This is a genomic window from Leisingera sp. ANG-S5 (genome assembly GCF_000813925.1).
Classification (GTDB): Bacteria; Pseudomonadota; Alphaproteobacteria; order Rhodobacterales; family Rhodobacteraceae; genus Leisingera.
In genome coordinates this window covers 1-14,587 of the sequence record NZ_JWLH01000005.1, presented here as the reverse complement: position 1 = coordinate 14,587, position 14,587 = coordinate 1, and the positions used below count along the sequence as shown (strand labels likewise).

General features: G+C 63.9%; 16 protein-coding genes. 9 read left to right on the top strand and 7 right to left on the bottom strand.

Annotated features, from left to right (window positions below; translation table 11 throughout):
- Positions 1–45 precede the first annotated feature (45 nt).
- The 6 genes from RA25_RS08305 to RA25_RS08280 are packed head-to-tail and all read left to right on the top strand — an operon-like array spanning position 46 to position 4,693.
- Complete coding sequence (locus RA25_RS08305) at positions 46–1,752, top strand: sensor histidine kinase (protein WP_019296584.1); 1,707 nt, start codon at positions 46–48, stop codon at positions 1,750–1,752.
- Between the two features lie 15 nt (positions 1,753–1,767).
- Positions 1,768–2,205 carry an HPr kinase/phosphorylase gene (locus tag RA25_RS08300; protein WP_019296583.1) on the top strand — a complete coding sequence of 146 codons (438 nt, stop codon included), beginning with the start codon at positions 1,768–1,770 and terminating at the stop codon, positions 2,203–2,205.
- On the top strand, positions 2,198–3,076 hold the full coding sequence (rapZ, locus tag RA25_RS08295) for an RNase adapter RapZ (RefSeq protein WP_019296582.1): 879 nt from the start codon (positions 2,198–2,200) through the stop codon (positions 3,074–3,076). The genes RA25_RS08300 and rapZ overlap by 8 nt, the downstream gene beginning before the upstream one ends.
- Before the next feature lie 9 nt (positions 3,077–3,085).
- Positions 3,086–3,493, top strand: coding sequence for a PTS sugar transporter subunit IIA (locus RA25_RS08290; protein ID WP_019296581.1), 408 nt, complete (start codon positions 3,086–3,088; stop codon positions 3,491–3,493).
- On the top strand, positions 3,494–3,763 hold the full coding sequence (locus RA25_RS08285; RefSeq protein ID WP_019296580.1) for an HPr family phosphocarrier protein: 270 nt from the start codon (positions 3,494–3,496) through the stop codon (positions 3,761–3,763).
- 33 nt (positions 3,764–3,796) lie between these two features.
- Positions 3,797–4,693 carry a lysophospholipid acyltransferase family protein gene (locus RA25_RS08280; protein ID WP_039147096.1) on the top strand — a complete coding sequence of 299 codons (897 nt, stop codon included), beginning with the start codon at positions 3,797–3,799 and terminating at the stop codon, positions 4,691–4,693.
- A 69-nt stretch (positions 4,694–4,762) separates the two neighbouring features.
- Here the strand turns inward: RA25_RS08280 and RA25_RS08275 are convergent, their stop codons facing one another.
- Positions 4,763–5,638, bottom strand: coding sequence for a 3-hydroxybutyryl-CoA dehydrogenase (locus RA25_RS08275; protein WP_019296578.1), 876 nt, complete (start codon positions 5,636–5,638; stop codon positions 4,763–4,765).
- 154 nt (positions 5,639–5,792) lie between these two features.
- On the opposite strand from RA25_RS08275, the gene RA25_RS08270 reads away from it, so the two are divergent.
- On the top strand, positions 5,793–6,614 hold the full coding sequence (locus RA25_RS08270; RefSeq protein WP_039171470.1) for a DUF6473 family protein: 822 nt from the start codon (positions 5,793–5,795) through the stop codon (positions 6,612–6,614).
- A gap of 82 nt (positions 6,615–6,696) precedes the next feature.
- On the opposite strand, the gene RA25_RS08265 is transcribed toward RA25_RS08270, so the two are convergent.
- The 6 genes from RA25_RS08265 to RA25_RS08240 all read right to left on the bottom strand — a co-directional run bounded on the left by RA25_RS08265 (position 6,697) and on the right by RA25_RS08240 (position 11,097).
- Positions 6,697–7,626, bottom strand: a complete 930-nt coding sequence (locus RA25_RS08265) for an electron transfer flavoprotein subunit alpha/FixB family protein (RefSeq protein WP_019296576.1) — start codon at positions 7,624–7,626, stop codon at positions 6,697–6,699.
- Positions 7,626–8,384, bottom strand: coding sequence for an electron transfer flavoprotein subunit beta/FixA family protein (locus RA25_RS08260; RefSeq protein ID WP_019296575.1), 759 nt, complete (start codon positions 8,382–8,384; stop codon positions 7,626–7,628). Before RA25_RS08260 ends, RA25_RS08265 begins: the two co-directional genes overlap by 1 nt.
- 295 nt (positions 8,385–8,679) lie before the next feature.
- The gene (locus RA25_RS08255; RefSeq protein ID WP_039171468.1) at positions 8,680–9,252 is read right to left on the bottom strand and encodes a cob(I)yrinic acid a,c-diamide adenosyltransferase; all 573 of its coding nucleotides are present in this window, start codon (positions 9,250–9,252) and stop codon (positions 8,680–8,682) included.
- 6 nt (positions 9,253–9,258) lie between these two features.
- A complete protein-coding gene (locus tag RA25_RS08250) occupies positions 9,259–9,462 on the bottom strand; it encodes a twin transmembrane helix small protein (RefSeq protein WP_019296573.1) in 204 nt (67 codons plus the stop codon).
- 66 nt (positions 9,463–9,528) lie between these two features.
- Positions 9,529–10,362, bottom strand: a complete 834-nt coding sequence (locus tag RA25_RS08245; protein WP_039171466.1) for an SDR family NAD(P)-dependent oxidoreductase — start codon at positions 10,360–10,362, stop codon at positions 9,529–9,531.
- Positions 10,363–10,398: 36 nt separating this feature from the next.
- Positions 10,399–11,097 carry an SH3 domain-containing protein gene (locus tag RA25_RS08240; RefSeq protein WP_019296571.1) on the bottom strand — a complete coding sequence of 233 codons (699 nt, stop codon included), beginning with the start codon at positions 11,095–11,097 and terminating at the stop codon, positions 10,399–10,401.
- A 243-nt stretch (positions 11,098–11,340) separates the two neighbouring features.
- Here RA25_RS08240 and RA25_RS08235 point away from each other — a divergent pair, with 243 nt between their 5' ends.
- The gene (locus RA25_RS08235) at positions 11,341–13,689 is read left to right on the top strand and encodes a DNA topoisomerase IV subunit A (RefSeq protein WP_039171463.1); all 2,349 of its coding nucleotides are present in this window, start codon (positions 11,341–11,343) and stop codon (positions 13,687–13,689) included.
- Positions 13,690–13,818: 129 nt separating this feature from the next.
- Entirely contained in the window at positions 13,819–14,418 is a 600-nt protein-coding gene (locus RA25_RS08230; protein WP_019296569.1) for a hypothetical protein, read from the top strand.
- Positions 14,419–14,587 lie beyond the last annotated feature (169 nt).

Sequence of the window (14,587 nt, the reverse complement as noted above, 5' to 3'; positions counted from 1 at the left end):
ACATCTAAGCGGGGCTTCTTGCCCCCGGCCAAGGGAGTGGCGCGGATGCGCGATACCAGCATAGTGCAACGCCAGCAGGACGGCGATGTGGTTTTGGGGGAAGACTGGGTCACCCCCGACCAGTCGGTCACGCGCGAGATGCAGGTCAAGCGCGCCCGCCGCGGGCTCCTGCCGCTCAAGGGCTCGCCGCTGACCCGCCGGATCATCACTTTCAACCTGATTGCGCTGACCATCATGGTCACCGGCATCCTCTACCTGAACTCTTCCCGCCAGAGCCTGGTTCAGCAGCGGGCCGGCGCGCTGGTCTCCGAGGCGATGCTGGCCGCCGATGTGTTCGAGGCTGAGATGCCCGCGGCCGGCGCCGTCAGCTTTGCTGCCGGCGATGGCATTCAGGTGGAAGATACCTTGGCTCGCCTCAGCCTGCGCGGCGGGGTCGAGGCATTTGTGTTCGACACCACCGGCAACCTGATTTCCAGCATCAAGGGTGTGGACCGCAGCGATGCGCTGAACGTGCTGAACGACAGCGGCCGCAGCCGCACCCTGATCAGCGACGCGCTCTCTGTGCTCTGGGGATTGACGGAAGGCGATGAAACACCCAATGCGGCTTCTGGCCCGACGCTGGAGGAACGGCTCAGCGGCCTTGTGGACCGTGCGATGAATCGCGGCACCGGGGTTGAAACCGTGGTGGACACCAGCGGCAGCCGGGTGATCTCCGCGGCTACCCCGATCATGCACAACGGCACCGCCGTCGGGGTGATCGCGCTGACCTCGCCCACCGGCGAGGTAGACGCGCTCGTTCGCGGCGAGCAGGAACGGGTTCTGCAGATGTTTGTGGTGGCGCTTCTGGTTTCCGTCGGCCTCAGCCTGGTGCTGGCTTCGACCATCGCCAACCCCTTGGCCGATCTGGCCGAGGCGGCGGAACTGGGCCGCGACCGCGGCAGCCGTAAATCCAACCCGGGCCGGATCCGCATCCCTGACCTGTCCGCCCGCCCTGACGAGATTGGCCGCCTCAGCCGTGCCCTGCGCGGCATGGTCAAGGCGCTTTATTCCCGCATCGACAGCAACGAACAGTTCGCCGCGGACGTGGCGCATGAGATCAAGAACCCGCTCGCCAGCCTGCAATCCGCGGTTGGCACCCTGCGGATGGTCCGCCGCGATGACCAGCGCGAAAAGCTGATGGACGTGATCGAACACGATGTGCGCCGCCTCGACCGGCTGGTCAGCGACATCTCCAACGCCTCGCGGCTGGACGCCGAACTGGTCAAGGAGGAGGAGGAAGAGTTCAACCTCCTGTCCATGCTGGGCAACCTGAACCAGTACCTGGGCGAGGATGCCCGCGCCAAGGGCATCGACTACATCACCGATCTGCCTGCACAGCCGATTCAGCTGCAGGGGCTGGAGGCGCGCCTGGCGCAAGTCTTCGTGAACCTGATCACCAATGCGATTTCCTTCTGCGAGGAGGGCGACGCCATCCGCGTCTGGGCGCGCCGTCGCGCAAACCGGGTGCTGATCGTGGTCGAGGACACCGGCCCCGGCATCCCCGACCAGGCGCTTTCCAAGATTTTCAAACGCTTCTATTCGCAGCGCCCGGTGGAGCATTTCGGCAATAACTCAGGCCTTGGCCTGGCAATCTCCAAGCAGATTGTCGAGGCACATGGCGGGGTGATCTGGGCCGAAAACATCCGCCCGACCGAGGCCGATGTCACTTCCGAGCCACTCGGCGCGCGTTTTGTGGTAGGCTTGCCTGTCTGATCCCGGTTCAAGCCCATGTCTGAAACACAAAGCCTCATCCTGCATGCCTCCTGCGTCGCGCTGGAGGGGCAGGGGCTTTTGATCACCGGCACCTCCGGCCAGGGAAAATCCGCGCTGGCGCTGCAGCTGATGGCCTTCGGCGCCCAGCTGGTGGCTGACGACCGGGTGCTGGTGCAGCTTTTGCACGGGGAACTGGTCGCCAGCGCGCCGGAACCGATCCGCGGTTTGATCGAGGCGCGTTATATGGGCCTTCTGCAGGCGCAGATCCGCAGCCCGGTGCCGGTGACGGCGCTGGTCGATCTCGACGAGGCAGAGACCGAACGCCTGCCGGTGCGCCACACCACCCAGCTCTTGGGGCAGGAGATTGTCCGGGTCAAACGCGTGGACGGCGCCCATTTCGCCCCGGCCCTGATGCAATACCTCAGATGCGGGGCGCTGGACCCGGATGCCTGAACAGAAAAAACAGGCAGTCCCGGCGGTTCTGGTCACCGGCCCCTCCGGCGCGGGCCGGACCACCGCGATCAACGTGCTGGAGGATCTTGGCTTCGAGGCAATTGACAACCTGCCGCTGCGCCTGCTGCCCGGTCTGTTTGATGCCGCCGCAGCGCCGCGCCCGATGGCGCTGGGGCTGGACAGCCGCAACCGGGACTTCTCGCCGCGCGCGCTGCTGGATGTGATCGACATGCTGTCGGGCCGCCGCGAGCTGGACTTGACCGTGCTCTACCTCGACGCCCAGCCCGATGTGCTGTTGCGCCGCTACTCGGAAACCCGCCGCCGCCACCCGCTGGCACCGGCAGAATCCCCGGGCGAGGGCGTGCGCCGCGAGCTGGACCTGATGGGACCGATCCGCGACCGGGCCGACATCTTGCTGGAAACCTCGGGCATGAACGTCCACCAGCTGAAGGCGGAGATCGAGCGCTGGTTCGCCCCCGGCGGCCGCACCCTGGCGCTGTCGGTGCAAAGCTTCTCCTACAAGCGCGGCATGCCGCACGGGATCGACATGGTGTTCGACTGCCGCTTCCTGGCCAACCCCTATTGGGACCCGGGCCTGCGTGCGCTGAACGGCCAGGATCCGGCGGTGCAGGACTATGTCCGTGCCGACGACCGGTTCCAGCCGTTCTTTGACCGGGTGCTGGACCTGACCCGGCTGCTGCTGCCAGCCTACCGGGATGAGGGGAAATCGCATTTTTCCATCGCCTTCGGCTGCACCGGCGGCCAGCACAGATCGGTGACAATGGCGGAAACCCTGGCCAAGGCCCTTGCGGAGGACGGCTTGCAAGTGTCAATTAGACACCGCGAGCTGCAAGGCCAGCAAAAGAAGTGAGAGGCCGGGTTGATCGGGATTGTGATCGTAGCGCATGGCGGACTGGCAAAGGAATACCTTGCCGCAGTGGAACACGTTGTGGGTCCGCAGCCCAGCCTTGTGGCCATTGGCATCGGCCCTGAAGACGACCGCAGTGCCAAGCAGAAGGAAATCGCCGCTGCAGCCGATAAGGTCGACAGCGGCGGCGGCGTGGTTGTGGTGGTGGACCTCTTCGGCGGTTCGCCCTCCAACCTCAGCCTCAAGGCCTGCGCGCCCGCGGACCGCCGCATTCTTTATGGCGCCAACCTGCCGATGCTGATCAAACTGGCAAAATCCCGCCACCTGCCGGTTGCCGATGCAGTGCGGCAGGCAATGGAGGCCGGGCGCAAGTATATCAACGCCCAGAACGTAAACCCTGACGGGGAGCAGGCACATTAAATGGCTCTGAAGACGCTGAAAATCATCAACGAAAAGGGGCTGCACGCCCGCGCCTCTGCCAAGCTGGTGGAGGTGGTCGAAGCGTTTGACGCCACGGCAGAGGTGCTGAAGGACGGAATGTCGGCCTCAGGCGACAGTATTATGGGGCTTTTGATGTTGGCAGCCTCGAAAGGAACGACTATTGACGTCGAGACTTCGGGGCCTGATGCTGACGCGCTGGCGCATGCGCTGGAGGCTCTGGTGGCCGACAAGTTCGGCGAGGGCTACTAGGCCCGCGCCGGCGACGGGACGGGAAAAGGCACATTGGCGGATACCGCACAAGACAGGAATACCGGCATCGCGCCGGACACCGCTGAGCAGACAACGGGCGAGGTCTATGACCGCCGCACGCTGACCTATGCCAACTCCTTTGACGACCGCTGGACCTCGCTTGCGATCAAGACCATCGAATGGCTGACCGGCAAGCTGACGATCCTGCGCATGGTCAACAAGTTCGAGAAGAACAACGCTGAATACCGCGGCCAGAAGTTCTGGCGCGGTGCGCTCAACACCATGGGCATCGACCTGCAGACCCCGCAGGAGCAGATCGATAACATCCCCGCCGACGGCCCGGTGGTGATTGTCGCCAACCATCCGCACGGCATGGTCGACGGCATGATCTTTGCCGACCTGATCGGCCGCCGCCGCCTCGACTACCGTATCCTGACCCGCTCGGTGCTGACCGGCCTGGACGAGGCCGCAACCTCCTTCATGATCCCGGTGCCCTTCCCGCATGACCCCGAAGCGCAGCGCAAGATGGTCGACATGCGGGCCAAAACCATGGCCTTTCTCAAGGAGGGCGGGGCCGTGGCACTGTTCCCCTCCGGCGTTGTGATGTCGTCCGACAGCTGGTTCGGCCCCGCGGTTGAACGTGAATGGAACGTCTTTACTGCCCAGCTGATCCGCCGCTCCGGGGCCCGGGTGGTGCCAATCTTTTATCCCGGCTCGAACTCGCGCTGGTACCAGATCGCCTGCCAAATCTCCCCGATCCTGCGCCAGGGCCTCTTGCTGCATGAGATCGTCCGTTCCTGCAACAAGCCGCAGGCGCCGGTGGTCGGCAAACCGCTGACCGATGAGCAGATGGAACAGCTGCAAACCGATCCGCGCGGCTTCATGGCCTGGCTGCGCGAGCACACGCTGAACCTCGGCAAGCAGGGCTGAGCCTGCGCTCTCCATCTTGCCGGAAACGAAAAAGCGCCCCGCGGGGCGCTTCTTTGTTTGTGCCGTCTGTTACCGGGTCGGCACCGGGGTTTCCCCGCGGTAGTCATAGAACCCGCGCTGGGTCTTGCGGCCCAGCCAGCCGGCCTCGACGTATTTGGTCAGCAGCGGGCAGGGACGGTATTTGGTGTCCGCCAGCCCGTCGTGCAGCACGTTCATGATCGCGAGGCAAGTGTCCAGCCCGATGAAATCCGCCAGCTCCAGCGGCCCCATCGGATGGTTGGCGCCCAGCTTCATCGACTCGTCGATCGACTTCACCGATCCCACGCCCTCATAGAGCGTATAGACCGCCTCGTTGATCATCGGCATCAGGATGCGGTTGACGATGAAGGCCGGGAAATCCTCGGCGCTGGCAGAGGTTTTGCCCAGCCGTGCCACCACGTCCTGGCAGGCCTTGAAAGTCGGCTCGTCGGTGGCAATGCCGCGGATCAGCTCCACCAGCTGCATCACCGGCACCGGGTTCATGAAATGGAACCCCATGAAGCGTTCGGGCCGGTCGGTGCGGCTGGCCAGCCGGGTGATCGAGATCGACGAGGTGTTGGAGGTCAGGATCGTATGCGGCTGCAGATGCGGCTGCAGGTCTTCAAAAATGGCCTGCTTCACGGTTTCCCGCTCGGTCGCCGCCTCGATCACCAGATCGGTTGCACCCACGTCGGCCAGCTTCAGCGACGGCACGATGCGCGCCAATGCGGCCTTCACATCGTCTTCCGAAATCTTCCCCTTGCTGGCCTGGCGCTCCATGTTCTTGTGGATCAGGCTCAGCGCGCCGTCCAGCGCCTGCTGGCTGACGTCATTCAGCACGACCTCGTATCCGGCCAGCGCCATGACATGGGCAATGCCATTGCCCATCTGACCCGCGCCGATCACTCCAACCTTCTGAATTTCCATGCCTCAGGCTCCTGAAATAGCTGCGGCAACCATACTGGCCGGGCGCGGGCAGGCACAAGGGCAGCTGACCCGGATTTGAGGCAAATTCTCACTTTAGGGAAATTGCAATGGTTGCCCGCCAGGGTGAGTCTCGGGTGAAAAATTTGGTGGTAGTATGAGCTATGAACTCAAAAGCGCGGGGGCGCTTGCGGGGGAACCAGTCAGATATGGTCAATCCAGACTGCTGGTGCGGGGGCCGCGACGGTCCCTGGATGACCCTTATGTCGCTTTCCTTGGCGGAACCGAAGTCTATGGGCGATTCGTTGAATTTCCCTTTGTCGACTCGCTGCAGGCCCGGCTGGGCATGGATTGCGTCAACCTGGGCAGCGTGAACGCGGGGCTGGACAGTTTCGCGCATGACGACAGCCTGATCGGCGTTGCCCGCAACGCCCGGCTGACCGTGGTGCAGATGCTGGGCGCGCAGAATATCTCCAACCCCTATTACCGGGTGCATCCGCGCCGCAACGACCGCTTCCTTGCCGCCCAGCCAGCGCTCAAGACCCTGTATCCTGAGGTCGACTTCACCGAGTTCCACTTCAACAAGCACCTGTTGTGCTCCCTGCGAGAGATCTCCGCGCAGCGGTTTGAGCAGGTCCGCGAACAGCTGCAGCGCAGCTGGATCGACCGGATGACCAGGCTGGTCGATGAACTGGACGGCCGTGTCCTGCTGTTGTGGCTGCGCTATGCGCTCGACGCCGAGGCCGGCTTCCCGGAGGAGCCGGTGCTGGTCGACCGCGCCATGGCTGAGGCGCTGCGCCCCAAGGTGCAGGGCATCCTCGAAATCAAGGCTGCCTCCGCTGCCGCGGCGCAGGATATTTCCGGCATGATCTTCGGCCCGATGGAGCTGCCGGCTGCCCGCCATATGATCGGCCCCAAGGAACACATGAAAATCGCAGAGGCGCTGGCCGGCGACCTGGAGCCGCTGCTGCGCGCCTGAGCGTCAAATCCCCCTTACCATCAGAACGGAAAAAGGCCCGCCAATTGGCGGGCCTTCCTATTGGTCAGCTGTCCAGCTGGGCTCAGCCCAGTTTTTCGGTCAGGGCCGGGACGGCTTCGAACAGGTCGGCAACCAGGCCAAAGTCCGCAACCTGGAAGATCGGTGCTTCTTCGTCCTTGTTGATCGCCACGATGACCTTGGAGTCCTTCATGCCGGCCAGGTGCTGAATGGCGCCGGAGATGCCGACAGCGACATACAGGTCCGGTGCAACAACCTTGCCGGTCTGACCCACCTGCCAGTCGTTCGGGGCATAGCCCGAGTCGACAGCCGCGCGGGAGGCGCCAACAGCGGCGCCCAGCTTGTCGGCCAGGTTCTCGATCAGTTTGAAGTCTTCCTCGGAGCCAACGCCGCGGCCGCCGGAGACAACGATGCCGGCCGAGGTGAGTTCCGGACGGTCGCTTGCGGCAACCTTGTCTTCAACCCACTCGGACAGGCCCGGGTTTGCCGCTGCGGAGATGGTTTCCACGGAAGCGGAACCGCCTTCGCCAGCTGCGTCAAAGGACGCGGTGCGGAAGGAGACGACTTTCTTGGCGTCGCTGGACTTCACGGTCTGGATCGCGTTGCCGGCATAGATCGGGCGCTCGAAGGTGTTGCCGTCGACAACGCCGGAGACGTCCGAGATCACCATCACGTCCAGCAGTGCTGCAACGCGCGGCAGAACATTCTTGGCGTCGGTGGTGGCCGGAGCAACGATGTGCTCATAGTCGGACGCCAGGCCAGCGATCAGCGCCGCGGTCGGCTCCGCCAGGCGGTGGCCCAGGGATGCGTCCTCTGCAACCAGAACCTTGGCAACGCCTGCGATCTTGGCGGCTTCTTCGCCAGCCGCAGCAGCAGAGGCGCCAGCGGCCAGAACGGTCACGTCGCCCAGCTTGGAGGCAGCGGCAACGGCTTTTGCGGTCGCGTCCAGCGCCAGCGCGCCGTCGGTCACTTCAGCAAGGAGAAGAACAGCCATTACACAGCCCCCGCTTCTTTGAGTTTCTCAACCAGCTCGTCGACAGAGCCGACCACGATGCCTGCGGCACGTGCCGGCGGCTCTTCGGTCTTGACGATTTCCAGACGCGGGGTGACGTCGACGCCGTAGTCGGCGGCGGTTTTCTCGTCCAGCGGCTTTTTCTTCGCCTTCATGATGTTCGGCAGCGACGCATAGCGCGGCTCGTTCAGGCGCAGGTCCACGGTGATGATGGCGGGCATCTTCACGGAGATGGTCTGCAGGCCGCCGTCGACCTCACGGGTCACCTTGGCGTTGCCGCCTTCGATGTCCAGTTCGGATGCAAAGGTGCCCTGGGACCAGCCCAGCAGCGCCGACAGCATCTGGCCGGTTGCGTTCATGTCGTTGTCGATTGCCTGCTTGCCGCAGAGCACGACGCCCGGCTGCTCTTCCTCGACCACTTTGGCCAGGATTTTCGCAACGGCCAGCGGCTCGATGTCGGTGTGCACGTCGTCGGCAGCAACCACCAGGATGGCGCGGTCTGCACCCATCGCCAGGGCGGTGCGCAGGGTTTCCTGAGCCTGCTTGACGCCGATCGAAACCGCAACCACCTCATCAGCCTTGCCGGCTTCTTTCAGGCGGATGGCTTCTTCGACAGCGATTTCGTCGAAGGGGTTCATCGACATTTTCACGTTGGCGAGATCGACACCGCTGCCGTCCGCTTTGACGCGGACCTTCACGTTGTAGTCAATCACGCGTTTGACAGGCACGAGTACCTTCATTTTGCGTTCTCTCCTTAACAAACGGCAAGCCGCCCCAGGGCGACTCCCCCTCTATGCTCTCGCAGCGTTGATACCGGCTGGTGTGCGCCTGCAACAGGGCAAAATCGTCACGTTAGCGCACGCCGACGTCGCGTTTGCTCATTTGGAACATCATTTTTGCAAGAATGTTTCCGGTGGGAAATCCGCCTGCCGCGACGGCAGGGCGCGGGAGTCCCGCATGACGCGTTTGGCGCCGGATTCGCAAAAATCCGGCGCCAAGGGGCGAATCAGACCGGGCAAACCGGGGCAGGTCGCCTCAGCGGTTGGCGCCGGGCACCCACAGCACGTCGTCCTTGCCGCCGTTGTTGGCGGTGCGGGCGGCAACAAAAAACCAATCCGACAGGCGGTTCAGGTATTTCACCGCCGCCGGGTTCACGTCCTCAGCCGTGCTGAGGTCGGTCGCCAGCCGTTCGGCGCGCCGCGCCACGGTGCGGCAGACATGCAGATGCGCCGCCAGCTTGGATCCGCCCGGCAGGATGAAGCTGCGCAGCGCCTCCAGATCCTTGTTCATGACGTCGATCTCGGCTTCCAGCCGCTCGACCTGCGCCACGGCAACCCGCAGCGGCGGGTATTCGGCGTCCGCATCTTTCTCCATCTCCGGACGGCACAGGTCTGCGCCCAGATCGAACAGGTCATTCTGGATGCGCGCCAGCGCCGCATCCATCTCGCCGTCGGCTTCCAGCCGCGCGACGCCGACAAAGGAGTTCAGCTCGTCCGAGGTGCCATAGGCATTGACCCGCGCCGAGTGTTTGGCGACCCGCTCGCCGTTTCCCAGCGCGGTTTCGCCCTTGTCGCCGGTGCGGGTGTAAATCTTGTTCAGAACGACCATCGCCGATTATCCTCCCTGGCTGCGCAGATAGACGTAGGCCAGCAGGATCACCACTGCAATGAATTGAAACAGGATGCGCAGCCGCATCATCTTGTTTGCATTGCGGCGGTTGAACTCCCCGCCCTTGCCAAAGCCGCCGATGCCAATGACCAGCGCCACAACCACGGCCGCCACGGCTGCCAGTCCCAGATAATACAGCGGATCGCTCATCCTGTCCCCCAAAGGCCCATCAATTCTGTCGCTCCCATCTAGCCTGCGCGCGCGCAGATGGCGACCCTATCCGAGCCGCACAAGGATGCGGTCAATTGCCCGGGTCGGCAGGATGCGCCGCAGAAAGCCCGCGATATGGGTTGGGGTGGTGACGTAATAGCGCGGATGCGGGCGGCGGGATTCGCAGGCATGCGCCAGCTTGGCGGTGACGGCGGAGGCCGGCAGTTCGAACCGGTCCGGGCCATTGCTGCCCTCATAGAGCCGCTTCAGCAGCCGCGATTCATACAGGTCGCGCAACGGTGACACTTTCCAGTCGATGAACCGCTCGAAATGCGGGATCGACTTTTCCCGGATCTTCGACGTCACCGGTCCCGGCTCGATCAGCACCATGTGGATGCCGGTGCCCTTCAGCTCTATTCGCAAGGTGTCCGTCAGCCCCTCCAGCGCGTATTTCGTCGCCACATAGGCGCCGCGCCAGGGGAAGGTCACAAACCCCAGGATCGAGGAGTTCTGCACGATCCGCCCGTGCCCCTGTTTGCGCATCACCGGAATCACCTGCCGGGTCAGCTCATGCCAGCCAAAGAAGTTGGCCTCGAAGATCGCACGCAGGCCTTCGGTCGGCAGATCCTCCACTGCGCCCGGCAGCCCGTGCGCACCGTTGTTGAATAGCGCATCCAGGGTGCCACCGGTGGCCTCCAGCACTTCACCCAGGCCGGCGGTGATGCTTTCCGGGTCGGTGTAATCAATGCGCGGGCTCTCAAACCCTTCGGCGCGCATCCGGTCGCAGTCGCGCTGCTGCCGGCAGGAGGCAAACACCCGCCAGCCGCGCTCCCGCATGCCGCGGGCCGCATCCAGGCCGATCCCGGAGGAACAGCCTGTAATCAGAATCGTTTTCTTCAAGAGAGTGCCCCTCTGCCCGGAAGTCTCCGGGACCAGTTATGGGCGTTTCTTGCTCACCAGGGAAGCGGCAATCCAGCCCACCTTGCCCTTGCCGGGCGCGCGCAGGTGCAGCCAGCCGGTGCCGCTGTCCTCGAACACGACAACCTCGTCACCGCCCAGCAGACGCGCAATCACCGGGTAATTGGTGCCCGGCCCCTGCCGCATGTTCACGCGCGACGCTCTGATTCGGCGGATGTCCTTCTCCGGTTCAGGCTGCGGCTCGGCCAGGGCTGCGCCCGCAGGTTCGGACGCATCGTTTTGAACCTCAGTTCCGGCAGCGGCTGTCTGAATGCTGGAAATGCCGCCCTCCAGCGATGCCAGCTGCAGTTGGGCGCCCTGGTCTGCAACTGCCGGAAACACGTTTGTGCTGTCACTGATGGCCAGGCGTGCCTGGGTGATCTGCCGCAGCGCCACCCGCGAGCGCAGCTGCGGGTCGGCTGCAGGGCGCGCGGGCCGGGCGGCCTCCTGCGTGCTGCCTGCAGGCTGGAAAGTCACGTTTCGGATCAGGGATTTGGCGTCTTCGCCGGCCCGGCTGCTGCGGTTGGCCTGCCGGGTTTCATCCGGTGCGGAAAATGCTGCCTTGGCAATTTCCAGCGCTTCAGAGCGCTCCTGGCGCGGCTCAAAATCTGCACCCCCGCTGAGTTCGTAAAAGCCCCAGCCCAGAAAAGCGAAAGACACAAAAATAAAACGCGACATAACCGGTCCCCCTAGTACCACCACACGGGCAGCTGCACTGAATTGCATTGGTTTGAAAAAGAAACGCGCGGCGCGGCTGCCTGGTTCCTTTCTATCTAGGGCAAGTTAACGGCGGGGAAACAGGGGAGAGTCCGGCTTATTCTCCCCCAAGCTTCCCCCGAACCCCGTGGGCGCGCCGCTGCACCCTGCGAATTTCGCGCGCGCCCGCTTTACCAATTCCGGCGGCGGCAGTATCACCGATGCATGACCGACCTGGTAGAAGATCCCGACATGCCGTCTGCCCCCGAACAGGGTGAAATCCTGGAACCGCTGCGCCGCGCCATTGGCGAGCGCTATCTGACCTATGCGCTCAGCACCATCATGCACCGGGCGCTGCCCGACGCGCGTGACGGGCTGAAGCCGGTGCACCGGCGCATCCTCTATGCGATGAACCGCCTGCGCCTCAGCTCCACCGGCGGCTTTCTGAAGTCAGCCAAGATTTCCGGCGACACCATGGGTGACTTCCACCCCCACGGCGACGCCGCGATCTATGACGCGATGGCGCGCCTGGCGCAGGACTTCAACGTCCGCTACCCGCTGGTCGACGGCCAGGGCAACTTCGGCAACATCGACGGCGACAACCCGGCGGCCTCGCGCTACACCGAGGCGCGGATGACCTTCGTGGCCGAGGCGATGCTGGAAGGCCTCAATGAGGATTCGGTTGATTTCCGCGACAACTACGACGGCCGCCTGACCGAACCGGCCGTGCTGCCCGCGACCTTCCCGAACATCCTGGCCAACGGCGCAGCCGGCATCGCGGTGGGCATGGCGACCAATATTCCGCCCCACAACATTGCCGAGCTGATCGACGCCTGCCTGCATCTGATCAAGACGCCGGATGCGCGCGACGACACCCTGCTGAATTATGTACCCGGCCCGGACTTCCCCACCGGCGGCATTATCGTCGAGCCCAAGGAAAACATAGCCAAGGCCTACAGCACCGGCCGCGGCTCCTTCCGCCTGCGCTGCAAGCACGAGGTCGAGGACCTGGGCCGCGGCCAGTGGCAGATCGTCGTCACCGAAATCCCCTATCAGGTCCAGAAATCCAAGCTGATCGAGAAGATCGCAGAGCTGATCCAGACCAAGAAGGTGCCGATCCTCGCCGATGTGCGCGACGAATCGGCGGACGACATCCGCATCATCCTGGAACCCAAGTCCAAGAACGTGGACCCCGAGGTTCTGATGAACATGATGTTCCGCAATTCGGACCTGGAAATCCGCTTCAGCCTCAACATGAACGTGCTGATCGACGGTGTGACCCCCAAGGTCTGCTCGATGAAGGAGGTGCTGCGCGCCTTCCTCGACCACCGCCGCGACGTGCTGCAGCGCCGCTCGCGCCACCGGATGGAAAAGATCGACCACCGGCTGGAGGTGCTCGAAGGCTTCATCATTGCCTTCCTGAACCTCGACCGGGTGATCGACATCATCCGCTATGACGAGGACCCCAAGGCCGCCCTGATCCGCGAGGATTGGAGCAAGGACCACCCCCGCGCCTTCACCGAGGCCGAGTATGTGTCTCCAGCCCCTGGCACGGGCGAGCTGACAGAGGTGCAGGCCGAGGCGATCCTCAACATGCGCCTGCGGTCTTTGCGCAAGCTGGAAGAGATCGAGCTGGTCCGCGAACGCGACGCCCTGCGCGAGGAACGCGCCGGGCTGGTCGAACTGCTGGCCTCCGAAGACCTGCAATGGTCCCGCATCTCCGAGCAGTTGAAAGAAACCAAGAAGCAGTTTGGCAAGGATTACGCCGGCGGCGCCCGCCGCACGTTGTTTGCCGAGGCTGGCGAAGTGGAAGACGTGCCGCTGGAGGCAATGATCGACCGCGAGCCGATCACCGTGGTCTGCTCCCAGATGGGCTGGATTCGGGCGATGACCGGCCACATCGACCTGAACCGGGAGCTGAAGTTCAAGGACGGCGACGGCCCCCGCTTCATCTTCCACGCGGAAACCACCGACCGCCTGCTGGTGTTCGGTTCCAACGGCCGATTCTACACCCTGTCCGCCTCCAACCTGCCCGGCGGCCGCGGCATGGGCGAACCGCTGCGCTTGATGGTTGACCTCCCGAACGAGGCAGAAATCGTCGATCTGATGATCCACAACCCCGAAGGCCGCCTTCTGGTCGCCTCGGATGCCGGCAACGGCTTCATCTGCGCCGAAAAGGAAATCGTCGCCCAGACCCGCAGCGGCAAGCAGGTGCTGAACGTCAAGGACGACGACCGCGCCAAGATCTGTATCCCGGTGGAGGGCGACCACGTCGCCATCGTCTCCGAGAACGGCAAGTTCCTGGTCTTCGCGGTCGAGGAAATGCCCGAGCTGACCCGCGGTAAGGGCGTGCGCCTGCAAAAGTACAACATGGCCCGCGGCAAGCAGGGCTCGCTGGAACTGGACGGCGGTCTCAGCGACATCACCACCTTCAACTGGGATGACGGCCTGCGCTGGGAAATGGGCGGCGGCAAGACCCGCCACGAGGCCGACCTCACCCAGTGGCTGGGTAAGCGCGCCGGGGTGGGCAAGCGCCCGCCGCACGGCTTCCCGCGCAATTACAAGTTCAAGTAGGGCAGCAGAAACCTGCCGCCTGCCTGTGCCCCCCGCGCCACCCGCGCGGGGGTTGCTGTTTCCGCCTCTTTACCCTGGCCGCCGCCCCCGGCTATCTGGGCAGGACCGACTTTCTCTTGGGGGACTTCCATGATCCGCGTACTTTCCGTGCTTGCCTCTTTGGCCCTGCTCGCCGCCTGCGGCGAAACCCAGCTGAACGAAGCGCCGGAGGATCTGGGCGCCTTCCAGGCCCGCGTCACCCATGTCTACACCGAGAAAGCGCTGCAATGGCCGCTGTCGCGCGACGCCGAGCACAGCGAATGGACTGCGCCGATCGAAAACGCGCTGAACACCCGCCTGCGCCGCTATGACGGCGCCCAGCAGTACGACGTCGCGGTGACGCTCGAAGGTTTCATGCTGGCCCCCCCCGGCGTGCCGGTGCTGTTCTCCCCCAAAAGCGCGGTGGTGGTGAACGTTTTTGTCTATGACGTGGCGCAGAAGAAATTCCTCGCCAAGAAGCACCAGATGCAGATCTTCGAAAGCACCACCGGCGAAAGCGCGGTGCTGGGCTCCGGCCATGCCCGCACCAAGCAGGAGCAGATCCAGGGCCTTGCCATAAATATCGCCGACAAGGTCGAGGAATGGATGGCCGAGCAGCACGAGGCGGAAGGCTGGTTTGCCCCGCGTGCAGCGGCGGAATCCAGCGCCGGCGCAGACGCGGCTGCGGCAGAGACGCAACCGGCTGGCTGAGGCGCGCGAAAACCGCCCCTGTCAAGCAGGAACGGGTTGATTTTTGCCGGCAAACCAAATAATCCGCCGGCGCAGAGGAAACCGGGTCGGCAAGCGACCCCTCATTTCAAAAGGGCGCCTAAGCAATGGCTAAGGAAAAGTTTGAACGTAATAAACCGCACGTCAACAT